Origin of the sequence: Synechococcus sp. H55.10, assembly GCF_047502715.1 — a bacterium.
Lineage (GTDB): Bacteria > Cyanobacteriota > Cyanobacteriia > Thermostichales > Thermostichaceae > Thermostichus.
The window spans coordinates 23,837-45,408 of sequence record NZ_JANSJJ010000092.1 but is presented as its reverse complement, the minus strand read 5'-3'; the positions used below and the strand labels follow the sequence as shown (position 1 = coordinate 45,408).

The following is a 21,572-nucleotide window of genomic DNA, read 5'->3' as shown; positions in this document are numbered from 1 at the left end:
GGGCAGCAGCGCGAAGTGCTTGGGTAGGTGGCAAAGTGAAAGTGTTTGAATTGTGTTTGAACCGACTATAAAGCTTGTGCAGCGCCTCTAAGGAGAGCTCGCAGAGTCGCCAACAGCTCAGTCCTCCTTCGCTGCAGGAGCAGGGGCCTCGGCTAGCCGACACACCTGCTTGAGGAGCTGGGCCTCAACAGCGGCGTCGTAGAGCCGCAAAGTTAGGCGAGGCACCCGCAAGGAAGCGGTAATTCGCCCTGCCGGCAGATCCAACCACACCAGCTGTTTTTGAAAGCAGCGGCAGGTGGCCCCTATCTCCTGCGCCAGCTCTTCCACCTCCGGCCAGCTCAGGCAGCGCGGCAGCAGCAGGTCTGTGGCCCAGCCCCTTCCACACTCTCGCCGCCTCAGGATGCGCACCTGCATGGATCCCTAAATCCGCTCGGCGTAGAACTCACACCAGGGATCCCCTTTCTCTCTGGCTTTGGTCTCCTTCCCGTAAAACAGCCCACCCCGCTGGAAGAGGCGGTTGTAGAAGACTTGATCCAGAATCGGCTTCTGCTGAATGTTGCCGTTGTAAACCAGATTCATCAGCGCCGGCACCGCCCCTTGGGCAAAATAGCAGGTCGGATAATCTGCCCGTGGGTAGGAAGCCAAAAAGTAGTTGGTCTCGTAGTTGCCGTCAATAGCCACCCGGCAGGAATGATCGCTCACCACCTCCAAAGCCTGCCAACGACCCCACCCCAAGCTGCTGGCTACGGCATAGGCCCCGTGGATCCAGTCGGTATCCTTTTCCAGCATTGGCCCCACAAGGGTTTCCCACTCCAGGGACTCCATGATGTTGCCAAAGGTGTAGAAGACACAGACATGGCCCGATTCGCGAATTAGATCCTCTGCCACCTGCTGCAGACCGGGTTGCACTGCTTTCAGCTCTTCCAAAAAGCGGTACTGGATGCGGTTGTAGTAATTGGCAGGCATGCGCGTGAGCAGCACATTAAAGGCGCGAATCTGCCCTCGTTCATCTCCTGCCAAAGGCATGCCCCACAGAGCTTCGTTGACCGCGTCGTAGTCCACCGCTGTTATCGGCTTGGGCAGATCGGCTGGACGTTCGATGAGCTTGCCCATGCCGGGACTAGGAACCAAAGCCTGAGGCCGTGGCAGCCGAGTTGCCTGGATCACGCAGCGATCCTTGCGCGTAACCGTCATGCACTCCGTTTCCTCTGCTGTGTAGCTGCCCAGCTCGCCAAAAGTGGCATCCAGCGCCGCTGCCACATAGCCCACGGCTAGATGATCAATGGGACGAGTGCGGTTGGCCTGATCCCCGTACTTGCTCAGCCAGCCTTCTGCGTAGTGGGAGTGGGTGAGCTGGGCTTCGCCGCCGCTGGGGCTGGCCTGCAGCTCCAGTCGCCCCAAGCCGAGAAAGCCGAACAACTGGCACGCCACCGCCAGCCGCTCCGCTGACTGCTGCACTCCCAAGGTTTTAAAAGCGCCCTGGAGCAAGCTGTAGAAAATCTCCTGAGCCGCCGTGCGCAGGATGCTCACCCCATCGATCCAGTTGGGATCCTCAATGGTCTGCTGCAAAAATAGGTTGTAGTGGTGGCAGTGGAAAATCACTGGCTCGCCAAAGAGAGAGAACAGCTTGCGAGCGCGGTCAAGGCGTAAATGCTCCAACATAGATGGCCTGAGCTCGAGGGGATAGGAAGGGACAACAGTTAACAACTCCCACAACTTTAGCCTTTAGCTTAATCGGCGAGAAGCCCTGCACTGTATTTGTGTTCCGTAGGTGGCGTAAGCCATATTGGGTTTACTCAAGAGCAAATCAGTGTCGGGATGAAAGCCGTTGTGCTGCAATTGAGGAGAACAAGTTAAATCTCTGGAGAGTTTCCCGCCGTGGGTCGCACGGCGGCAGCACGCTGCGACCTCTGTACCAAAAAATAAGTCTGGGAAGCAGGAAGCCCGTAAGCTATCGGTTCGCGCAGCGTGGCGTAAGTCATGTTGTGTTGGCTCAACGAGAATGAGTGTCGGGAGTCGTTCAACTGGGCAAAGCAATAGGCAAGTGCTCTACCCCCAATACGTCAGATACCGCTTTGTGGAGAATGCGGAGCTCCTGGGAGTTCAGGGTGCCTTTTTCAAGGCGGTTGCGGTCAATGCCCGTTTTCAGGGACAAGCGCAGCATGACAAAGTTGGGATCCGGAGCGTAGCGCTTGGCGTAGCTAATCAAAGCCTGAGCAGTGGATAGAGTGTCGTCTTGAACAGGAGGCAGCAGCGGTTTGCCGTCGATGAGGATGGCTTTGATGCGCTCTGAAATTGCTTTGAGGTCGATGATGGAGCGGGTTAAAAACAAAACAAAGTAGGGACTTTTGGGGAAAGACTTCAGAATCACCCGCACCTGAGACGAGCCCGCTGTGAGGTGATCCGCCTCCTCCTCAGGGCTGACCGTTTGGCAAAGGCGGTTGTTGGCCTGCAATAGGTCGCTGGCGTAGGTGCCCAAAAGTTCCAGCGCCTGCTCTTCCTGGGTGTCGCTGGCGTAAGTTACCTTAGCTACCGTTTTGCCATCCGTAACTCGCCCTATCAAGACGGCAATAAGGCCAGGCAGCCCAGCAATATGCTGCTCAATTACACTTTGCAGGGTGCGGATAGCCATGCTCCTCTTTGCTCCTCCCTAAGGTGAAGGCTGGGTTGTCCTCTCATCGTAACGAGTAGGAAGGCTAGCCTGGGAGTATTTAGAAGGGATGTAAACAAAGACCCCTGAGGACGCTCAGCCCTCGCGCCACGGATCCCAGTTCTCATGAAATTTGCCTTCCAGAATGGCCTGGCGCATTCTTCGGGTGTAGCGCACGAGCTCCGTGATATTGTGGATGGAAAGCAGAGTGTAGCCCAGGATCTCTTGGGCGCGGATGAGGTGGCACAAATAGGCGCGGCTGAAGTGGCGGCAGGTGTAGCAAGGGCACTCAGGATCGATGGGATCCAGGCTGCGGCGGTGTTCGGCATTCTTGATGTTCCAGCGTTGGCCGCGGCTGATCACGGTGCCGTGGCGGGCATAGCGCGTGGGAATGACACAGTCAAACAAGTCCATGCCGGCAGCCACTGCCGCCCGCATCTCGGCATAGGTGCCCACCCCCATGAGATAGCGGGGGCGATCGGCTGGCAAGAGGGGGGCTGTTTGTCGCACCACCGCGTGCATTAGCTCCACCGGCTCTCCTACGCTGACGCCGCCGATGGCATAGCCGGGTAGATCCAGCCGACAGACTTCTTCCGCTGCCTGCCGACGCAGCTCCGGGTAAACCCCCCCCTGAACAATGCCAAACAAAGCCTGATCGGAGCGGCGGTGGGCTTCCACGCAGCGCTTCAGCCATTGAGTAGTCCGCCGCACCGCTGCTGCCACCGCCTCAGGGCTAGCAGGATAGGGCGGGCACTCGTCAAAGGCCATGATGACGTCTGCCCCCAGAGCATTTTGGATTTGGATAGACAGCTCCGGGGTGAAGTGAATAATTCGCCCATCGCGGGGCGAGCGAAACGTTACCCCTTCCTCGTCGATTTGGCGGATGGCGCTGAGGCTAAAAACTTGGAAGCCGCCTGAATCCGTGAGGATGGGGCCTGGCCAGCCCATGAAGCGGTGCAGGCCCCCCGCCGCTTGAATGATCTCTTCGCCGGGCTGTAGGTGCAGGTGATAGGTGTTGCTGAGGATAATGTGGGCGCCGGTTTCCTTGAGTTGAGCAGGCGTGAGGGTTTTCACATTGGCCAGCGTTCCCACCGGCATAAAGCAGGGGGTTGGGATCTCGCCGTGGGGGGTAGTGAAATAGCCGGCCCGCGCCTGCGTGTTGGGGCAGGTGCCCTCGCAAACAAAAGTAAAAGCCGCCAAGGTTAGCGCTCTGGATCCACTGCCTGCGCAGCCGAGCTTAGCATAAGAATAGGATCCCCTTCTAAAGCCCCCCAGCCCTTGACAGGGATCCCCTTTCTTGGGCATTCTTATAGATCGCCGCGGAACTGGCGGAATGGTAGACGCGCTAGATTCAGGTTCTAGTGGCAGCAATGCCATCGGGGTTCAAGTCCCCGGTTCCGCATTTCTTTGGATTGGTTGCTACCTACTCCATCACCTCAACGTAGAGCAAGCTCTAAAAGAATCTTGCTTGGCTGCAGAACTCCTGTGAGGCCGGCAAAGGCCGTAACTTTTAGAGAGTCAGCTCTTTTTCGATTTGGGAGAGCTTGATACGAGCAAGAGCCAAGTTGCCTTTCTCTCGATCCAAAGCCAGATAGAAAAATAGCCCAGGTATGTGCTTAAGTAGATACATCAGGTGATACTGAGTCTCCAGAATAATAAGTATCTCTTCGATTCTGTCGGTGAACTTAAGAGACTCTGCAACTCGCATCTTGGCGCGGATCACCTCTGTGTTTCCGGCAATGGCCAACTCCAGATTAGCTTCGGGAAAGGCAGGGCTGTTGGTGCCCTTAAACCCCAGACACATTCCGGTCTTCCAGTCCCCCAAAGCGACGCCCAGTGCCCCGTCAATGGTGAGAGCCTTCACCAGACTGTCTTGAAGCTTGTTCATAAGGCTGCCCTATCCCAGAAGCTTGATCCTAAAGTGCGTCCGATCATGATAGGCCCTTCATTAGAAGGTTTCAACTTAAAAATACTAGAACTTGTTTATTATTAAGATAAGTACAACTAAATGCTAAATGCGTTAAGCGAGAGTCGTCGAGATTTTCTTGCCTTTACGTGCATCTGTATAGCTTCTTGAAAGCCAAGTCCCTGAGATCACGCTGGCTTTCTATGAAAACAAGGGCATCTCCCCCAAGGCAGGCAGTACGGCTCCCGCTTGGTTCGTTTGGGGGCATAGATCCTTGAGGATTTCGGCAAGGCGGTCGGGGAGTTATGCTGGGGTTGTCTCTTTTACCAGGCTGCTGAGGTTCACCCACGGCAGCGCCGGATCCCGTCTCTCCAGCTTGACCCATGCCCAAGGCTCCCCTTCCCCCCAACGAAGAAGAGCGGCTGGCTGCCCTACGAGAGTATCAAGTTCTCGATACAGCCCCTGAAACTGCCTTTGACGAGATCGTCCGGCTTGCTGCTTACATCTGCGGCACGCCCATTTCGCTAGTAACTCTTATTGACGAGCATCGCCAGTGGTTTAAGGCCAAGTTCGGCATTGAGGGCATCGAGGAAACGCCGCGGGATGTGGCCTTCTGTGCCCACGCCATTCTCTCGCCCAAAGAGCCGCTGGTGGTGCCCGATGCCACCCAGGATCCGCGCTTTGCCGACAACCCTTTTGTAACCCAAGAGCCGCATATTCGCTTTTACGCCGGTGTGCCCTTGGTAACGCCGGAAGGGCAAGCGCTGGGTACCCTCTGCGTGGTGGACTACCAACCCCGCCAGCTCAGCCCGGAGCAATTGGAGCAGCTCAAGGCCCTGGCCCATCAGGTGGGGGCTCAACTGGAGCTGCGCCGCACCTTGCGGGAGTTGGCCAAGGCTCCCTTGCTTCCCAAAGCTGGCGAGAGCAAGCCTGCTCGCAAAAACCGCTTTCTCCTCAAGGTCAGTGCTGGCCTGGGCCTGGCTGCCCTGATCTTGGGCGGGATCGCCTACTCTGCCCAGCGCAACGCCAGTCGCCTGCCCCAACTGACGGAGCAAGTGGCCGATACCCTGGAAGTGATCCAGAACCTGGAAGGATTGCTCTCAGAGATCCGTGCTGCCGAGGCAGGTAAACAGGGCTACTTTTTGACCAACGAGCCTGGCTACCTCGACGAGTACAAGGCCAGCCTTGAGGCCATTCCCACTCGTCTTAGCCGGCTGCAAGAGTTGACAGCCGACAACCCTCTCCAGCAAGGGCGCCTGAAGTGGCTGGAGCTGCTTTTGGAACAGCGTCTGAACCTTGCCCAAGATCTTATCCGGCTCCGGGATCAAGAGGGGCTGGCCGCTGTTCAAGAAGCCTTGAAGAGGAGCGAAGGGCAAAGGTTGATGGAGCGGATCGCCAACCTAGTGGAGGCGCTCCAGGAGCAAGAGCGGCTTCTGTTGCAGCAGCGCAGCGAGCAGTTCCAGCTTGCTTGGGTTAGAACCAATGCCATCCTGCTGGGGGGGCTGGCTTTTACCTACTTGCTGTTGGCCGCAGTTTATGTCCTCATTCGCCGCGAAACTGCCGAGCGGGAGCGGGCGGAAACCTTCCTCAAGCAAGAGCGGGACTTTACCAACGCCATCCTCGACACGGCAGGCGCTGTGGTGGTGGTCATGGATCCCGAAGGGCGCATCCTGCGCTTTAACCGCGCTGCCGAGCAGCTTTCTGGCTATTCGCTGGCAGAAGTCAAGGGCCAACTGCTCTGGGACTTGGGCTTGATCCCGGCGGAGGAGATGGCCGGCCTGAAGCAAGCTTTTCAACAACTTAAGGGCAGTCGCTCCCTTTTCTTGAATCGCTATGAAAACTTCTGGCGCACCAAGCAGGGGGCGCTGCGGCTCATTGCTTGGACCAACACCGCCCTGGTCAACGCCGAGGGCGAGGTGGAGTTTATCATCAGCACCGGCATCGACATCACCGAGCGCAAGCTGGCGGAGCTGGCTCTCAAAGAAAGCGAAGAGCGCTACCGGGATCTCTTTGAAAATGCCAGCGATCTCATTCAGGCTGTCGATGCCGAAGGGTACTTTCTCTACGTCAACCGCGCCTGGAAGGAGACCCTGGGCTACGACGAAGCTCAAATCCACCAAATGAGGGTTTTCGACATCATCCACCCCGACTATCGAGAGCACTGCCAGGTGGTTTTCCAGAAGCTTTTGGCTGGCCAACCTCTGGACAAGGTGGAGACGGCCTTTGTGACTGCCAAGGGCGAAACCATCTGGGTGGAGGGAAGTGTTAACTGCCGCCTTGAAGATGGGGTGATGGTCTCCACGCGGGGCATTTTCCGCAACATCACCGAGCGCAAAAAAGCTGCCGAGGAGCTGGAGCGGCAGAGCCGGCGGGCCCAACTGCTGGCCGATCTCAGCTTAAAGATCCGCCAATCGCTGGATATTGCCGAGATCCTGGAAACGGCAGTAACGGAGATCCAAGCCCTGCTCAGGGCGGATCGCGTTTTGGTCTACCGCTTCCAGCCGGATGGATCCGGGATCATCTCCAACGAGAAAACCCAGCCCGGCATCCCTTCCCTTTTGGGCGAGGTGATAGAGGATCCCTGTTTTCAGGAAAAATACGCTGAGCTCTACAGCCAGGGCCGGGTTCGCGCCATCAGCGACGTGGAGGCCGAAGGGCTGGAGCCCTGCTACCTGGAGCTGCTGCAAACAATGCAGGTGAAGGCCAACCTGGTGGTGCCCCTCTTCATGGAGCAGCGGCTATGGGGGCTGTTGTTGGCCCACCAGTGTTCCGCACCCCGCCAGTGGCAGCCGTTTGAGATCGAGCTGCTGGTACAACTGGCCAACCAAATCGGCATTGCCCTCACCCAGGCAGAGCTCCTGGAGCGGGAGCGCCAGCGCAGCCTTGAGCTAGAACAAGCCCGCAAAGCGGCAGAGCAGGCTTCTCAGGCCAAAAGCAGCTTCTTGGCCACCATGAGCCACGAGATCCGCACCCCCATGAACGCGGTGCTGGGGATGACGGGCTTGTTGCTGGAGACGCCCCTGACCCCCGAGCAGCGGGACTTTGTCGAGACCATCCGCATCAGCGGCGATGCCCTGCTGACCCTCATCAACGACATCCTGGACTTCTCCAAGCTGGAAGCCGGGGAGATGGAGCTGGAGATCCTGGACTTCGACCTGAGGGCCTGTTTGGAGGAGGTGGCGGATCTCTTTGCCCCCACTGCCCACGCCAAGGGCCTGGAGCTGGCGGTGCTTATGCCGCCGGAAGTGCCCCGCTATCTGCGGGGGGATGCGTCGCGGCTGCGCCAAATCCTCAACAACTTGGTGAGCAACGCCATCAAGTTCACCCATCAAGGGGAGGTGGTCATCCAGGCCGAGCTGCTGCAAAAAACGGCCACCCATGTCCAACTGCGGCTCTCGGTAAGGGATACAGGGATCGGGATCCCCAAGGAAGCGCAAGCCAAGCTGTTTCAGCCCTTCACCCAAGTGGATGCTTCTACCACCCGCAAATACGGGGGCACAGGGCTGGGCCTGGCCATTTGCAAGCAACTGACAGAGCTGATGGGGGGCAAGATCTTCCTAGAGAGCGAGGTGGGCCGCGGCAGCACCTTCAGCCTCGAGCTGACCCTGGAAAGACAACCCTACGCCCGACAAATCTCCCAGCACCCCGCCCGCATCCCTGTCAATCTCCAGGGCAAGCGGCTGTTGGTGGTGGACGACAACGCCACCAACCGCAAGATTGTCCGCTGCCAGGCCACCGCTTGGGGCATGGTGGTGGAAGAAGCCGAAAATGCCTACCAGGCTCTGGACAAGCTGCGCCAGGCTGCGCGGGAAGGGATCCCCTTCCCCTTGGCGGTTTTGGACATGCAGATGCCGGAGGTGGATGGGGAAACCCTGGGCCGCTGGATCAAGGCGGATCCCGAACTGTCCCCGACGCAACTGGTGATGATGACCTCGCTGGGGTTGGGGGAGCACTCCCGCCGCGCCGCCGAGATTGGCTTTGCTGCCTACCTAACCAAGCCGGTCAAGCAAACGCGATTGCAAGAAGCTCTGGTCATGGCCCTGGGCAAGTCTTCCGGCCTGGCCACCGCGCTGCTGGGCATGGGCCCACCCCTTTCGCAGAGTGCGCCCTCGGCCAGCCGCCCCCAGCAACCCCTGCGCATCCTCTTGGCCGAAGACAACCCCGTCAACCAAAAGGTGGCCCTGCGCCAGCTGCAGAGCTTGGGCTACCTGGCGGATGTGGTGGCCAACGGCCAGGAGGTGCTGGATTTGCTGCAGCAAGTCAAGTACGACCTCATCCTCATGGATTGCCAGATGCCGGTGATGGATGGCTACGAGGCCACCCGCCGCCTGCGCCAGCAGGAGCGGGGATCCGGCCACCGCACCGTGGTGATTGCCATCACGGCCAACGCCATGCAGGAGGATCGGGAGCGCTGCCTGCAAGCGGGCATGGACGACTATCTCAGTAAGCCGGTGCTAAAGGAGGATCTGGAAAAAGTGCTCAACCACTGGAGCCAAAGGATCGCCCCTTCCGCAGCAGGAGCAGCCAACGGGGCGGCTTCGTCCGATCCGCCTTCTCCTGAAGCTGCCGGCGGTGACCCTGCTCCCACGCTGCCCTACCCCATCGACGCCGCCTACTTGGAGCGGGTTACGGGAGGTGACCGCCAGTTTCAGCGGGAGCTGCTGCAGGTGTTTGTCCAAGATGGCCAGGACCAGTTGCCGCGGCTGCGCCAAGCTCTTGCAGCGGGTAATGCCGAAGACTTGAGGAAAATTGCCCACCGCCTCAAGGGAGCCGGCGCCAATGTGGGAGCCAATGCCTTTTGTCAAGTAGCTCGCGAGCTAGAACACCTGGGGGTGCAACTGGCGCAGCCGGGATCCCCGGCTGATGACCCAAAATGGGCAAGCGCTTCCCAGGGCCTGGAGGAGCTGGAGCGCATCTTGGCCGACATTTGCCAGTACCTGCAGGAATTGGAAGGCTAGGGCGATCCCAGACTTGTCGCCCTCACCCCCAGCCCCTCTCCCAAAAGGAGATGGGGATCAAGCGGCGAACCATTGGAGGTAGGAGGAACAAATTGGCGCGGCTGTTTGGCTGCGCTCTGGCTCGGAAATGCAGCAAAAGCCCGGCTGCTTGATCAGTCTGGAAGAGGACAGCCGGGCAGAAAGTATCTAGCTAGTGCTTCGACCCAATCAGGCGGGCTGGGATCACATCAGGCCAATTTGAGAGAGGATCCCTTGGCCGGTCAGCAACTCGGTGGCCACGCCGATCACAAAGCCCAACATCGCCAGACGGCCATTCCATTTTTCGGCAAAGGTGGTAAAGCCGAACTTAGCTTCTTGGTTTTCCATAGTCTTAACTCCATCAAGGGGTGACATCTCTAATGTGGCTCAAGTATTAAAAACTGTCAAGTTTTGTGTCGAGAGCTAACAAGTGCAGCTTCTCCCCTTGACTCAGCGCCTTTGGTATTGGCGGTCGCCAAACAGGACTTGCCGTTCCTCGTCGCTGAGGGGCTGGTCTGGGGATCGGCGCGCCTCTGCCAACAGTTGCAGGCCCTTCTGCACAGCAGGGCGGGCCTCGATGGCTGCCAACCAGCGTTTGACGTTGGGGAACTCTTCGATGTTCAGCCCCTGCCGTGGGTAGCTTCGCATCCAGGGGAAGCTGGCAATGTCGGCGATGGAGTAGTCGCCCGCCAGGTACTCCGACTCGGCCAAGACCCGTTCCGCCACGCCAAACAAGCGCCGGGTCTCGTTAACGTAGCGGTCGATAGCATAGGGGATCCGCTCTGGGGCGTAGTGCTGAAAGTGGTTGGCCTGGCCCATCATCGGCCCAATGCCGCCCATTTGGAACATCAGCCACTGGATGACGCGATAGCGGGATCCGATGTCGCTGGGCAGGAGTTTCCCGGTTTTCTCGGCCAGGTACATCAAGATGGCGCCCGACTCGAACAGGGCATAAGGCCGGCCTCCAGGCCCATCGGGATCCACAATGGCCGGTATTTTGTTGTTGGGGCTGATCTTGAGAAATTCCGGGTCGAACTGGTCGCCGCGGCCAATGTCGATGGGAATGACCCGGTAGGGGATCCCTAGCTCCTCCAGCAGGATCGAGACTTTGTAGCCGTTAGGGGTGGGCCAAGCGTAGAAATCCAGCATGGGCAAGGGTTCTTAGGCCGGTTGTTCTGCCCATTCTAGCCCGCCTACCCCAAAGCCCCCGGCATCAACCCCTTAGTGTTGGTTTTTCCTAAGCTTAAATCGGTTTTTTCCAATACACCAGCCCATCTTCTCCGTTGTTGTAATAGCCCTTGCGGCGTCCCAGCAATTGAAACCCTGCCGATTCATAGAGGTGGATGGCGGCGTGGTTGGAAGCCCTCACTTCCAACGTGGCCCAGCGACAGCCTGCTACCCTAGCTTGGTCTAGGAGCGCTTCTAGGATCCTGCGGCCCAAGCCTTGTCGCCGGTGACCGGGATCCACCGCCAGCGAGATGATGTGGGCTTCTTCTTCGATGCGCCAGAGGATGCCAAAGCCCACCAGCGCTGGTGCTGTTTGCGTCGCGAGGTCTGGAGAGGGAAGGGAGAACTCCGTTCGGCCCAAGCCATAGGAAGCGCCAACGGCAACCGGTTCCGCCACAACCCCAATCACCGTGCTGGTGGGCCGTTCCAGCTCCGCGCGATAGCCCTGTTCCCCCCAGTGTCCGCCGTAGCAGCGTCGATCCAGCTCCAGCAATTGGGGCAGGGCGGTGATGTCGAGCATCTGCAGCCGATAACTTGTGCTACCCATGGTGGTCTAGTCCCGCAATTCGCAGAACTCCGATAGCAACAACTGCCCAAAGGGATCGTCATCCGGGGCGGCGTAGGGCAGGGCTCGGCGGCTAAGGCTCAAGATCTGGCCCCCCGATTGGGGATGGGGCTTGAGCTCGTAGTCGATCCCTTCTTGGAAGCCGGCCTCTTGTAGGTAATCTTGGGCGGCTTTGAGGATCCCTGCTCGCAGTTGGGCTTTGACGGCGGGGGCCATGAGGTGGCGAACAAACCAGCGGGCGCTGTCGGGATCCACCTCGGCAAGGTATTGGAGAGCGGGGGTCAACACCGCGGAGCGCTCTTGGGGAGAGAGTCCGTTGACCTGCTGCGCCACCGCCGGCACATCCCGCCGTTGCAGGGCCGCGATCAGGGCTTGGATGGCTGGAGAAAAGGTGGGATCCATGGCTGGGGATACCAGAGGGCTTCGAGGGTACGGACAAGGTCCGCCGCTTCCGCAGGAGAGGGAGGATGGGGTAGACAGACCGTGACATGGCCCAGCTTGCGCCCCGGGCGGGCAGGGGTTTTGTGGTACCAGTGCAGCGTGGCATTGGGGATCCCCGCCAGACGCTGCCGCTTTTGGGCATAGTCACTGCTGGAGTGCTCATAACCCAAGAGGTTCACCATCACTGCCCCCCCACACTTGAGAGAGGGATCCCCCAAGGGAAGGCCGAGGATAGCGCGCAGATGTTGCTCAAATTGCGAGGTGTGGCAGGCTTCCAGGGTGTAGTGGCCGGAGTTGTGAACCCGCGGTGAGATCTCGTTGATCCAGATCCCGGCCTTGGGGTGGGGCGGCGGCACCCAGAAGAGCTCGATGGCGAACACACCCACCGCGTCCAACTTGTCCATCACCTTGACCGCCAGGTCGCGAATCTCGGCCTCGACGGTCGGGGGAATGCGGGCGGGCGCCAGCACATAGCGGCAGACCTGCTCGATCTGCACAGTTTCCACCACCGGGTAGAGTTGGATCTCCCCCGCCAGCCCGCGGGCCACGATCACCGCCAGCTCCCGCTCAAACGGGATCCACTCTTCCAGCAGCAGCGGGATCCCGGCATACTCGGCCAGAGCCTGTTGCAAGGTTGCTTGGTCGGGCAGGATGCGGGTGCCCTGGCCATCGTAGCCTTGCCGCCGCTGCTTGAGCACCACCGGAAAGCCCAACCCAGATAGGTCTGCCGTCTCCGCAGGGCAAAAGGCCGGCACCGGCACCCCCAACTCCGCCAAGAACTGCCGTTGGTGCAACTTGTCCAGCAGCGGCTCTAGGGTGCTCAGGCGAGGCCGAAAGCGGGATCCCTGCGGATCCAACTTGCGCAGCTCCGGCAGCGGGATGAACTCGTTCTCAAAAGTTACCACCGGGCAGCGTTGCAGCAACTGGGCTGTGGCCTGAGTGTCCGTCACAGCACCCCAGACCACACCGTCGGCTACTGCCACCGCCGGATCGGTGGGGGCAGCGGCCTGCACGATCAGCGGGATCCCCAAGGGGCGGGCCGCCAAAGCCAACATCTGCGCCAACTGCCCGCCGCCGATCACCCCCACCGGTTGGAAGCTCTGGGTTTTTGGGGATACCTGGGGTTCCACCACTGTCTCGCTATACTGACAGGTGTGCTGCTATCTGTTGCATCTTGGATCCAGAAATCATTATGGGATCCCTTGCCCTCGAGCGCTAGGAGCAAAACAGTGCAATCCCCTCAACCCTCTGAGCTCAGAGCTTTGATTGACCGGGCCTTGGCAGATAAGGTCCTAACCCGTGCTGAACAACAGCAGATCCTCAATGCCGTCATGGCCGATCAAGAGATTTCCCCAGAAGAGCACGAGCTGCTGGAATTGGTTGTGGAGCGCCTAAGCAGCGGCGAGATCCGAGCCGTCGATTGAACCCCATCCCCAGGTTCTCCTCAAAACTTCGGAGAACGGATCCCTACTTGGGCTGCCGGGCACTCTGTCGTCCTGGGCCTGCTCCGGTGGGCGGATCGCCTAGAATAATTCAGAACCCACCTGTTTCTGCTGCCATGAGTTCTCGCTCTTCTGACTGGTTCACGCGGGCTCGCCACATCTTTTACGGCACGGCCACTGCCCTGGTGGAGATCCTCCAAGACCCGGAAAAGCGGGCCGAAAACCTCAACCGCCTCTCGATGGATCTGGCGCAACTGGCAGCAGAACTGGAGCAAAAGGGGGAGTTGATCGAACAGGAAGCCGTTCGTTACGTCGAAGGTCTCAGGGATGCGGCTGCCAACGCCCCCGCCCCAGAGAGCGAGAGGCCCGCCCCTGCCGAGAGCAACCCCCCGACCACGGCTTCCCCTGCCCCTATCTCCAAAGAAGAGATGGCCGAGCTGATGGAGCTGATCCACCAGATCGAGTCTTTGCGCCTGGATCTGGAGCGGTTGCGCACCGAGCCTCCCTCTGCCTCGTCCTGAGTCTTGTGCGGTTCGACGTCATCACCCTCTTCCCAGAATTTTTTGCAACGCCGCTGCGCATCGGGCTGGTGGGCAAAGCCCTGGAGCAGGGGATCGCCGAGGTTCACTGCACCAACCCGCGGGACTTTGCCACCGACAAGCACCGCCGGGTCGATGATGAGCCCTACGGGGGTGGGGTGGGCATGGTGCTCAAGCCAGAGCCCTTTTTTGCTGCCGCTGCCTCCTTGCCCCGCCTGCATCCCCGCGAGATCATCTTGCTCACGCCGCAGGGACAACCGCTGCACCAGGCGCTGCTGCAAGAACTTGCCCAAAAGGCGCAGCTCATCCTGCTCTGTGGCCAGTACGAGGGCTTTGACGAGCGGATCCGCCAATATCTGGCCACCCGCGAGGTGTCGCTGGGCGATTTTGTCTTGACGGGGGGGGAGATCCCGGCGCTGGCCCTGATCAACGGCGTGGTGCGGCTCTTGCCGGGTACAGTTGGTAAGATAGATTCGCTGAGGAGCGAAAGTTTCGAGACGGGGCTGCTGGAGTATCCCCAGTACACCCGTCCGCCGGAGTTTCAAGGGCACAAGGTGCCGCCGGTGCTTCTCTCAGGCGACCACCGAGCCATCGCCCGTTGGCGTCTGCAACAGCAGTTGGTTCGCACCTGGCGAAGGCGGCCAGACCTGTTGGCCAAACGCCCCCTCACGCCCGAAGAACAACAGTTGCTGGCAGAGGGGCTGGCCGAGCAGCACACCGATGTAGAGGAACAGGATCAATGTTTGTAAACCGTCTCCGCTCCCCCCTCAACCCCCGGCGCGGGATCCCTGCGGCCCTGGGTCTGCTTCTGCTGGGGATCCTGGCCAGCGCCGAGGTTGCCTTGGCCCAAAGGGGAGATGTCAATGAGGCCATCCGCCGCGACCGCAACGTCCAGTTGTTCGACGGCACCAGCATCGACATGAACGATCTCCTGCGGGCCGTCGAGTTTCTCTCCCGGCAAAATGCCGCCTCGCGTTGGGACAGCCGGGCAGAGATCGACGCAGCGGTAGAGCAATTCAACCAATCCCGCCGTCGCTCTCTCCCGCTTTCTCCCGGCTCCTTGACGCCTGAGCCCGCCCCTTGAGTGGGATCCCACCCCCGCCAGATCTGTTAGGATCACAAAGCTAATCTTGTGTGCGCCAAAAGGTGGCGCACCGTTTTCGGGATCCAGCAGGAGATACCGCCGTGGTTAAGAGCACCTCTTCCAGCAAAGCCGATACGGAGCAACGTTTGGATCCCGCCAGCCGGGGCCACTCCAAAGACAGTTCCACCGAACCCAAAGGAATCCCGGGCTTTATCCAAGAGACCCGTGCGGAATTGGGCAAAATTGTCTGGCCGAGCCGCCGGCAATTGATCGGCGAGTCGGCAGGCGTCTTGCTGATCGTGTTGGCTTTTGCTTCCTTCATCTACCTGGTCGATCAACTGTTTGCCTGGGTAGCCACTCAACTGTTCTCGTGATGTTTTGTCCTAGAGGATCCCTGTCTTTGGGGGCAAGAGAGCTATGGATGGCTACAGGGAGGATGCGAGGTGATGAGCACAGAGCAGCAGAAACGTCGTGGGCGCCCTGTGGAACACTTTGAGCCTGCAGACGCGATCCCGGAAATGGAGGAGGGGGAAGGACAAGGTCGCCGTAACCTGCGCTGGTACGCGGTGCAGGTGGCCTCAGGCTGCGAAAATAAGGTGAAAAGCACCCTGATGCAGCGGGCGGCTGCTTTGGATGTGGCAGATCAGATTGTCGAGGTGGTGATCCCGAAGCGGACGGGCTTCAAACTGGATCGAGCCGGCAAGCGCCAGGAACAAGAGGAAAAGGTCTTTCCCGGCTATGTCCTGGTGCGCATGGATCTCAACGACGACACCTGGATGGTGGTGAAAACCACCCCCAACGTGATCAACTTTGTCGGCACGGAAGAAAAACGGGCCTACGGTCGTGGTCGGGGCCATGTGACGCCGCGGCCCCTCAGCCAGAGCGAAGTTCAGCGTATCTTCAGCAGCGTCGAGGTGGAGGAAGTGCCCCTCAAAATCCAGATGGCGCCTGGGGATCGCATCGAAGTCCTCTCCGGCCCCTTCCAGGGTTTCTACGGCGAGGTGGTGGATGTCAGCCCGGAGCGGGGCAAGCTCAAGGCTTTGATCTCGATTTTCGGGCGCGACACCCCGGTAGAATTAGAGTTTGGTCAAGTGCGAAAAGAGGTGTAACCGCGTTTCATGGCTAAGAAGTTGGTGGCCGTGGTCAAGTTGGCCATTCAGGCGGGCAAGGCCACCCCCGCCCCTCCCATCGGCCCGGCCCTGGGCCAGCACGGGGTCAACATCATGGCCTTTTGTAAGGAATACAACGCCAAAACGGCGGATCAAGCCGGTATGGTGGTGCCTGTAGAGATCTCCATCTTCGAGGATCGCAGCTTTACCTTCGTCCTCAAGACGCCACCGGCTTCGGTGTTGATCAAGAAGGCTCTGGGTATTGAGTCCGGCTCCAGCGAGCCCCACAAAACCAAGGTGGGATCCCTGACGCGGGCGCAACTGCGGCAGATCGCCGAGCAGAAGCTGCCGGATTTGAATGCCCACGATGTGGAGGCGGCCATGAAAATTATCGCCGGCACCGCCCGCAGCATGGGGGTGACGGTGGTGGATTGATGAAGGATCTTCAGTCTGATTGTTGTCTTGAAGTTTTGGGGGAGAGAGGTTCTCGCCAGTACCCCGAGGAGAAACGATGGCTCGAAAACTGTCCAAACGTATGCAGGCTTTGCGGGAGAAGGTGCAGCCCATTGCCTATCCCCCCGCGGAAGCTTTGGCCCTGATGAAGGAGACGGCCACCGCCAAATTTGACGAGGCGGCAGAGGTTCACATCCGCCTGGGGATCGATCCCAAGTACGCCGACCAACAACTGCGCACCACCGTCGTCTTGCCCAGGGGCACCGGCCAAGAGATCCGGGTGGCGGTGATTGCCCGCGGCGAGAAAGTGACGGAAGCCCAAAATGCAGGGGCGGATCGGGTCGGGTTTGAAGACCTGATCGAGGAAATCGGCAAGGGCATGATGGATTTTGACCTGCTGATCGCCACCCCCGATGTGATGCCCCAAGTGGCTAAGCTGGGGCGGCTGCTGGGGCCGCGCGGCCTCATGCCCTCTCCTAAGGGGGGAACGGTGACCATGGATCTGGCTCAGGCCATCAAAGAGTTCAAAGCCGGCAAGCTGGAATACCGGGCCGACCGCACCGGCATTGTGCATTTGATCTTCGGCAAGTGCAAGTTCCCCGTCGAAGCGCTGCTGGAAAACCTGAAGGCGGTGCAGGAATCCATCGATCGCAACCGTCCCTCTGGGGCCAAGGGCAAGTATTGGCGAACCCTACACGTTGCTGCTACAATGGGTCCCTCGATCGAGGTTGACATCAATGCCCTGCGGGAGCTGAAGCTGGCGACTTAAGCCTGGCTTTGGCGCTGCGATGGGAGAAGAGGGTTTGAGTTGACGGATTTACAGGAGGATCCCGGCAAAGCGTCTTTATACAGCCGAATATCGAGCCGAAGACAGCAGGTGCCCACGGGCTTAATGTCCTGCCGAGGTTTGAGCACAGTCTAGAGGGATCCCTTCTGGGGTCGCTCTTGATGGAGCGCTTATCTCAGTGCGTCTCGGCCTTGGCTGGGACGCATTTTGTTTGGCGGATCTCTCTTCCACCGGCAATCCCAATTCAACCCTGGGTGACCATTGACAACAAAGGAGGTGAGCGCATGGGCAAGCAACCTGTAGCGAAGAAAGCGGAGATCGTCGATGAGGTGCGATCCCTGCTGCAAGCCAGCCAAATGGTGCTGGTGATCGACTACAAGGGGCTGACCGTTTCGGAGATGAACCAACTGCGGGCAGAGCTGCGCAAGTCGGATTCGGTTTGCATGGTTGTTAAGAATACCCTGATGCGGCGGGCCATCGCCGACCAAAAAGCTTGGGCAGGGGTTCTCCCCTTCTTGGCAGGGCCGACGGCCTTTATCTTGATTCGGGGCGATATTGCAGCTGCCCTGAAGGCGTATCAAGATTTTGCCAAGCAAACCAAGAAAACCGAGTTCCGTGGCGCCGGTATCGAGGGGCTATCCCTGACCTTGGATCAGGCCAAAGCCATCGCCGAGCTGCCGCCCAAGGAGGTGCTCATGGCCCAAGTGGCGGGCGGCCTTAAGTCGGTGGCCACCGGCTTGGCGGTCGGGATCAATGCGGTGCCCACCCAAGTGGCGCGCGGCATCCGCGAGATCCCGGCCTCGCTGGGGCGGGCCATCCGGGCCATTGCCGACAAAGAGGCCGCCTAAAGGGCTTCAGCCCAAACCTGACGTTAACCATTCTGTTACCCCTAAGGAGAAACCATCATGCCTTCAGAGCGCGTTGCAAAAATTTTGGAAGAGTTGAAAGCCTTGAGCTTGCTGGAAGCTGCTGAGTTGGTAAAAGCCATCGAAGAAGCCTTTGGCGTCAGCGCGGCGGCCCCAGCCGGCGGTATGGTCATGGCCGCTCCCGTGGCCGCAGCGGCAGCAGCTCCGGCGGCAGCCCCTGAGCCGGTGGAGGAGCAAACGGCCTTTGATGTCATCCTCGAGGCTGTGCCAGCCGACAAGAAGATCGCCATCCTCAAGGTGGTGCGCGAGTTGACCGGCTTGGGCCTGAAAGATGCCAAGGATCTCGTCGAGGCCGCTCCCAAACCGGTCAAGGAGGGAGTTGCCAAAGAGGAAGCCAACGACATCAAGAAGAAGCTGGAAGAAGCCGGCGCTACTGTCAAGATCAAGTAGTTGCAGGGAGAGCGCCGCTCTCTGTTCTGACTAGAAAGCAAACCAAACCCGAGAGAGGGGCTGTTGTAGCCCCTCTTTGGCCGTTGCCCACCTGACTCTGTTGACGTGGGTTTCAGATCCCTGCGATGCCGAAGATTGACGTGCTGAGCGGATCCCTGCAGGCCAGCTCAGCCCAGAATCCAAGAGACTAACTCGAACCCCAGGCACCGCCACAGGCCCTGTCCACCTTTGGGGTTCTGCTTGTCGGCTATGGCTCTAGGCCATGGACTTGCGGCGGTTGCGCCGGACGGCTACCGCTTTGCGCTTGCGCTTTTCCAGGTTGGTTTCAAAGTGGCGATGGTTGCGCAGATCCCGCAAAATGCCCGCCTTGGAGACCTGGCGCTTGAAGCGGCGCAGCGCCGATTCGATCCCTTCGTTTTCGCCAATCGTCACCTGAGTCATAAAGAAGCTATCTCCTCCGTCGATGAGTAGAACGAAAGCACAATCGGGATCCCTATCCTAAACCATCTCCGCCCTGCTGCTGACGGTTACAGGGCGCGGCTGCCAAAGTTGAGGCCCGAAACCACCTCACCCTCTCTCAAATTCACGACAAACGAGGCCGTTGTTCCGGTGGAAGGCGGCGGAGAAGGCGTTGGCGTTGGGCTGGGGGCGCTGCCGATTACGGATTGTACAAAACCCACAAAGCTGGACACCCGCGTGTACACCCCATAGAAATTGGGCTGGGCGCAGCCTTTGCCAAAACTGGTGATCCCGGCCAGCGCAAAGCCGCTGCCGCTGGGCACGATCAAAGGCCCACCGCTGTCCGCCTGACAAGTATCGACTCCCCCCTGGGGAAAGCCGGCGCAGAGCATGGTGTCTAAAATGGTGCCATTGTAGGACTGGGGCGCGTTGCACACCTCGTTGGCGACGATGGGAACTTCGGCCTGTTGCAGATCCAGAGCAAAGCCGCTGGGTTCCTGGTCAAGGTCGCGGGGGAAAGTGGCTCCCCAGCCGAGGATGGTGGCAAACGTGCCGGGGGCGGTCAGGCTGGTTTGGTTGGGCTGCACCAGCGGCAGGGTAGCCAGAGCCACCGGCCGAGAGAGGCGCACCAGGGCGATGTCGTTCCCCCCCAGTTGCCCCACCCGCGGATTGTAGCCGGGGTTGATGACGATCTGTGCGGCGCGAATGCGCTGGCCGGCACCGATTTGCAAGCGGTTGGTACCCAACAACAGATCCAGGTTGCGCGCGTTCACCACCTGCTGGCCTTGATCGTTGAAAAAACAATGGGCGGCGGTGAGCACCCACTCCGGGGCAACCAGGGATCCAGCGCAAAACTGCGCCTGAAAAGGATCCGGCTCAGCCGCGTTCAACAGGGCCACCATCCAGGGAAAGGCCCCCGGCTGAGCAGGTCTGCCGCCGACAATCCGCTCCAGCCCCGATCCCGCGCGCGGCGTGGTGAACACCCGCCCCGGAGGCAAAAGGGCGGTGACGCGGTAGGTGCCGGGGGGCACGTTGAAAAAGCGGAAGTTGCCGTTGGCATCGCTGAGGGTGCTGGGCTCCCCCCCATCGAGGCGGCCATTGCCGTTCAAGTCCAAAAAGGTGGTGATGCTTGCCAGCCCTGGTTCTCCCGGATCCCGCAGGCCATTGCCGTTGAGGTCGTCAAAATGGGATCCCTCGATGCGTCCTGCAGGAGGGGCCGGGAGTGGCGGCAGGGGGCGACCGGAATCCCCTCCGCCACAGGCGCTGAGGCCCAGAGCCAGCCACAGCCCTACCAAAGGAGACCAAGAGTGAGGCCGGCTGAGACGGACGCGGAACTTTGAGGGATGAGCCATGGGCAGCTTCTCCGGGATGAAGAAGGGGGGTAGCGTCCGAGGGCGAGGGGCAGGGAGAGAGCCTGCAGTTCCTCAGCCGGCTTTGTCAGCCAAAGGATATCGTACCAGCGAAGCCCCTCGCGTGCGGAGAGAGGAAAACGTGATGCGGCGCTCGGATCTCCTCAGTTGCCCAAAACCCCAGATTCCGGCGCTCGGATGTGCAGCTTGCCTCTTGCCGCCTCTGGAAGTGGGCTGTAAAACCAAGTTGGGAGGGTGTGTGGCAGATGAATATCGCGGTCTTGGGGTTCAAGGGGGGTGTGGGCAAAACCACTACAGCGGTGCACCTGGCCCTCTACCTTCAACAACGGTGCGCAGCCCAGGCAAGTACACCCCAGGTGTCGCTGCTGCTCGACGCCGATCCCAATCGCTCCGCCTCTCGCTGGGCAGAACGGGGCTCCCCCTTTCCTGTCAAAGTGCTGGCCGGGGATCCCACCATGTCTACGCCTGGCGGCTTTCAGCATACGCTGATCGACACCCCCGCCCGCCCCACCCCCGAACAGTTGAGCCTGCTGGCGGAGCGGTGTGAATTGTTGCTTTTGCCCTGTTCTCCGGATGCCTTGGCCCTGGATGCCCTGATGCTGACTGTCAACGCACTGGATCGTTTGGGGGCAAAGCACTACAAAGTCTTGCTGACGCTGGTTCCCCCCTGGCCTAACCGGGATGGGGCCGAGGCCCGCAGCTTTCTGCAAAAAACCGGGATCCCGCTCTGCCATCATTCCATTCGCCGCACAGTGGCCTTTCAGCGGGCCGCGCTGGAGGGGGTCTGCGTCAACCAGCTCCCGGATCCCAGGGCTAAGCAAGCCTGGTCAGATTACGTTGCGGTGGGAGAGGAAATCCTGTCATGAGCAAGTTTGAGCGCCTGCTCGACCGCCACCCGCCTCCGAAAAAGCTGAGCGCCCAGGCCTACAAGATCCCTGAGCCGCCGGAAGCGCCCGCCAAGCCCAACGGCGCGGAGTACGTCAAGCTGACCGCCTACATCCGCAAAGAGACGCACCGAGCCGTGAAGCGCCTCCTGCTGGAATCGGATCAGGATCTGTCGGAGCTGATCGAGGCCTTGCTCGCCCAGTGGCTGCGCTCTCAATCGGGAAAGATTTGAAATCAGGGAGGAGCGACATTGCCAGATCCCGCTGTCGGGGATCAGATGAAACACACGGATTCCGGTTGAGAACCAGATAAGAATAAGATGAAGTGGCGTGAGGCAGGGATCCCCGGACGCGAGGTGGGGCC

Annotated in this window: 25 protein-coding genes, 1 tRNA gene and 1 other annotated feature; of the genes, 14 read left to right on the top strand and 12 right to left on the bottom strand. The window is 59.9% G+C overall.

From position 1 onward, the window contains the following. Positions 1 to 117: 117 nt before the first annotated feature. The 4 genes from NW858_RS07160 to tgt form a co-directional block, all read right to left on the bottom strand. Positions 118 to 414, bottom strand: a complete 297-nt coding sequence (locus tag NW858_RS07160) for a hypothetical protein (protein ID WP_414520190.1) — start codon at positions 412 to 414, stop codon at positions 118 to 120. A gap of 6 nt (positions 415 to 420) precedes the next feature. Further along, positions 421 to 1,662, bottom strand: a complete 1,242-nt coding sequence (locus tag NW858_RS07155; protein WP_414520189.1) for a hypothetical protein — start codon at positions 1,660 to 1,662, stop codon at positions 421 to 423. 358 nt (positions 1,663 to 2,020) lie between these two features. Continuing rightward, positions 2,021 to 2,632, bottom strand: a complete 612-nt coding sequence (locus tag NW858_RS07150) for a hypothetical protein (protein WP_414509167.1) — start codon at positions 2,630 to 2,632, stop codon at positions 2,021 to 2,023. 114 nt (positions 2,633 to 2,746) lie between these two features. Continuing rightward, positions 2,747 to 3,850 (bottom strand): tRNA guanosine(34) transglycosylase Tgt, encoded by a 1,104-nt coding sequence (gene tgt / locus NW858_RS07145; RefSeq protein ID WP_414336866.1) that lies wholly within the window; start codon positions 3,848 to 3,850, stop codon positions 2,747 to 2,749. 119 nt (positions 3,851 to 3,969) lie between these two features. Here tgt and NW858_RS07140 point away from each other — a divergent pair. Continuing rightward, positions 3,970 to 4,052, top strand: a tRNA-Leu gene (locus NW858_RS07140). A 108-nt stretch (positions 4,053 to 4,160) separates the two neighbouring features. On the opposite strand, the gene NW858_RS07135 is transcribed toward NW858_RS07140, so the two are convergent. Further along, positions 4,161 to 4,538 carry a hypothetical protein gene (locus NW858_RS07135; protein ID WP_414333939.1) on the bottom strand — a complete coding sequence of 126 codons (378 nt, stop codon included), beginning with the start codon at positions 4,536 to 4,538 and terminating at the stop codon, positions 4,161 to 4,163. A 401-nt stretch (positions 4,539 to 4,939) separates the two neighbouring features. Between NW858_RS07135 and NW858_RS07130 the strand changes: the two genes are divergently transcribed. Beyond that, entirely contained in the window at positions 4,940 to 9,514 is a 4,575-nt protein-coding gene (locus tag NW858_RS07130) for a GAF domain-containing protein (protein ID WP_414520188.1), read from the top strand. A 222-nt stretch (positions 9,515 to 9,736) separates the two neighbouring features. On the opposite strand, the gene NW858_RS07125 is transcribed toward NW858_RS07130, so the two are convergent. The 5 genes from NW858_RS07125 to NW858_RS07105 form a co-directional block, all read right to left on the bottom strand. Then, positions 9,737 to 9,907 carry a chlorophyll a/b-binding protein gene (locus NW858_RS07125; RefSeq protein ID WP_414333941.1) on the bottom strand — a complete coding sequence of 57 codons (171 nt, stop codon included), beginning with the start codon at positions 9,905 to 9,907 and terminating at the stop codon, positions 9,737 to 9,739. Positions 9,908 to 9,982: 75 nt separating this feature from the next. Next, positions 9,983 to 10,681, bottom strand: a complete 699-nt coding sequence (locus tag NW858_RS07120) for a glutathione S-transferase N-terminal domain-containing protein (RefSeq protein ID WP_414333942.1) — start codon at positions 10,679 to 10,681, stop codon at positions 9,983 to 9,985. Between the two features lie 94 nt (positions 10,682 to 10,775). Further along, positions 10,776 to 11,306: a ribosomal protein S18-alanine N-acetyltransferase gene (rimI, locus tag NW858_RS07115; protein ID WP_414520187.1), complete on the bottom strand. Its 531-nt coding sequence runs from the start codon at positions 11,304 to 11,306 to the stop codon at positions 10,776 to 10,778. A gap of 6 nt (positions 11,307 to 11,312) precedes the next feature. Beyond that, entirely contained in the window at positions 11,313 to 11,726 is a 414-nt protein-coding gene (locus NW858_RS07110) for a hypothetical protein (protein WP_414333945.1), read from the bottom strand. After that, positions 11,690 to 12,895: a 5-(carboxyamino)imidazole ribonucleotide synthase gene (locus NW858_RS07105; RefSeq protein WP_414520186.1), complete on the bottom strand. Its 1,206-nt coding sequence runs from the start codon at positions 12,893 to 12,895 to the stop codon at positions 11,690 to 11,692. Before NW858_RS07105 ends, NW858_RS07110 begins: the two co-directional genes overlap by 37 nt. 99 nt (positions 12,896 to 12,994) lie before the next feature. Between NW858_RS07105 and NW858_RS07100 the strand changes: the two genes are divergently transcribed. From NW858_RS07100 to rplL, 10 genes are all read left to right on the top strand, one after another. Beyond that, positions 12,995 to 13,189 (top strand): hypothetical protein, encoded by a 195-nt coding sequence (locus NW858_RS07100; RefSeq protein WP_414368670.1) that lies wholly within the window; start codon positions 12,995 to 12,997, stop codon positions 13,187 to 13,189. Between the two features lie 134 nt (positions 13,190 to 13,323). Continuing rightward, positions 13,324 to 13,728, top strand: a complete 405-nt coding sequence (locus NW858_RS07095; RefSeq protein WP_414520185.1) for a hypothetical protein — start codon at positions 13,324 to 13,326, stop codon at positions 13,726 to 13,728. A 5-nt stretch (positions 13,729 to 13,733) separates the two neighbouring features. Beyond that, the gene (gene trmD / locus NW858_RS07090; RefSeq protein ID WP_414520184.1) at positions 13,734 to 14,495 is read left to right on the top strand and encodes a tRNA (guanosine(37)-N1)-methyltransferase TrmD; all 762 of its coding nucleotides are present in this window, start codon (positions 13,734 to 13,736) and stop codon (positions 14,493 to 14,495) included. Beyond that, positions 14,486 to 14,830, top strand: a complete 345-nt coding sequence (locus NW858_RS07085; protein ID WP_414336852.1) for a hypothetical protein — start codon at positions 14,486 to 14,488, stop codon at positions 14,828 to 14,830. The genes trmD and NW858_RS07085 overlap by 10 nt, the downstream gene beginning before the upstream one ends. A 101-nt stretch (positions 14,831 to 14,931) precedes the next feature. Then, positions 14,932 to 15,204, top strand: coding sequence for a preprotein translocase subunit SecE (gene secE, locus NW858_RS07080; RefSeq protein WP_414333954.1), 273 nt, complete (start codon positions 14,932 to 14,934; stop codon positions 15,202 to 15,204). A 144-nt stretch (positions 15,205 to 15,348) separates the two neighbouring features. After that, positions 15,349 to 15,939, top strand: coding sequence for a transcription termination/antitermination protein NusG (gene nusG / locus NW858_RS07075; RefSeq protein ID WP_414333973.1), 591 nt, complete (start codon positions 15,349 to 15,351; stop codon positions 15,937 to 15,939). 9 nt (positions 15,940 to 15,948) lie between these two features. Beyond that, the gene (gene rplK / locus NW858_RS07070) at positions 15,949 to 16,374 is read left to right on the top strand and encodes a 50S ribosomal protein L11 (RefSeq protein ID WP_011432849.1); all 426 of its coding nucleotides are present in this window, start codon (positions 15,949 to 15,951) and stop codon (positions 16,372 to 16,374) included. Between the two features lie 76 nt (positions 16,375 to 16,450). Continuing rightward, positions 16,451 to 17,161 (top strand): 50S ribosomal protein L1, encoded by a 711-nt coding sequence (rplA, locus tag NW858_RS07065; protein ID WP_414333955.1) that lies wholly within the window; start codon positions 16,451 to 16,453, stop codon positions 17,159 to 17,161. A gap of 77 nt (positions 17,162 to 17,238) precedes the next feature. Continuing rightward, positions 17,239 to 17,398, top strand: a sequence feature (ribosomal protein L10 leader region). A gap of 65 nt (positions 17,399 to 17,463) precedes the next feature. Then, the gene (rplJ, locus tag NW858_RS07060) at positions 17,464 to 18,027 is read left to right on the top strand and encodes a 50S ribosomal protein L10 (RefSeq protein ID WP_414333957.1); all 564 of its coding nucleotides are present in this window, start codon (positions 17,464 to 17,466) and stop codon (positions 18,025 to 18,027) included. A 57-nt stretch (positions 18,028 to 18,084) separates the two neighbouring features. Beyond that, complete coding sequence (gene rplL, locus NW858_RS07055) at positions 18,085 to 18,495, top strand: 50S ribosomal protein L7/L12 (protein WP_414348067.1); 411 nt, start codon at positions 18,085 to 18,087, stop codon at positions 18,493 to 18,495. Between the two features lie 255 nt (positions 18,496 to 18,750). Here the strand turns inward: rplL and rpsU are convergent, their stop codons facing one another. Beyond that, the gene (gene rpsU / locus NW858_RS07050; RefSeq protein ID WP_011432857.1) at positions 18,751 to 18,936 is read right to left on the bottom strand and encodes a 30S ribosomal protein S21; all 186 of its coding nucleotides are present in this window, start codon (positions 18,934 to 18,936) and stop codon (positions 18,751 to 18,753) included. 86 nt (positions 18,937 to 19,022) lie between these two features. Next, complete coding sequence (locus NW858_RS07045) at positions 19,023 to 20,306, bottom strand: trypsin-like serine protease (protein WP_414333960.1); 1,284 nt, start codon at positions 20,304 to 20,306, stop codon at positions 19,023 to 19,025. Positions 20,307 to 20,569: 263 nt separating this feature from the next. Between NW858_RS07045 and NW858_RS07040 the strand changes: the two genes are divergently transcribed. Together NW858_RS07040 and NW858_RS07035 are read left to right on the top strand one after the other, a co-directional pair. Continuing rightward, a complete protein-coding gene (locus tag NW858_RS07040) occupies positions 20,570 to 21,190 on the top strand; it encodes a ParA family protein (protein WP_414333961.1) in 621 nt (206 codons plus the stop codon). Continuing rightward, the gene (locus tag NW858_RS07035) at positions 21,187 to 21,441 is read left to right on the top strand and encodes a hypothetical protein (protein ID WP_414333962.1); all 255 of its coding nucleotides are present in this window, start codon (positions 21,187 to 21,189) and stop codon (positions 21,439 to 21,441) included. The genes NW858_RS07040 and NW858_RS07035 overlap by 4 nt, the downstream gene beginning before the upstream one ends. Positions 21,442 to 21,572: the final 131 nt, after the last annotated feature.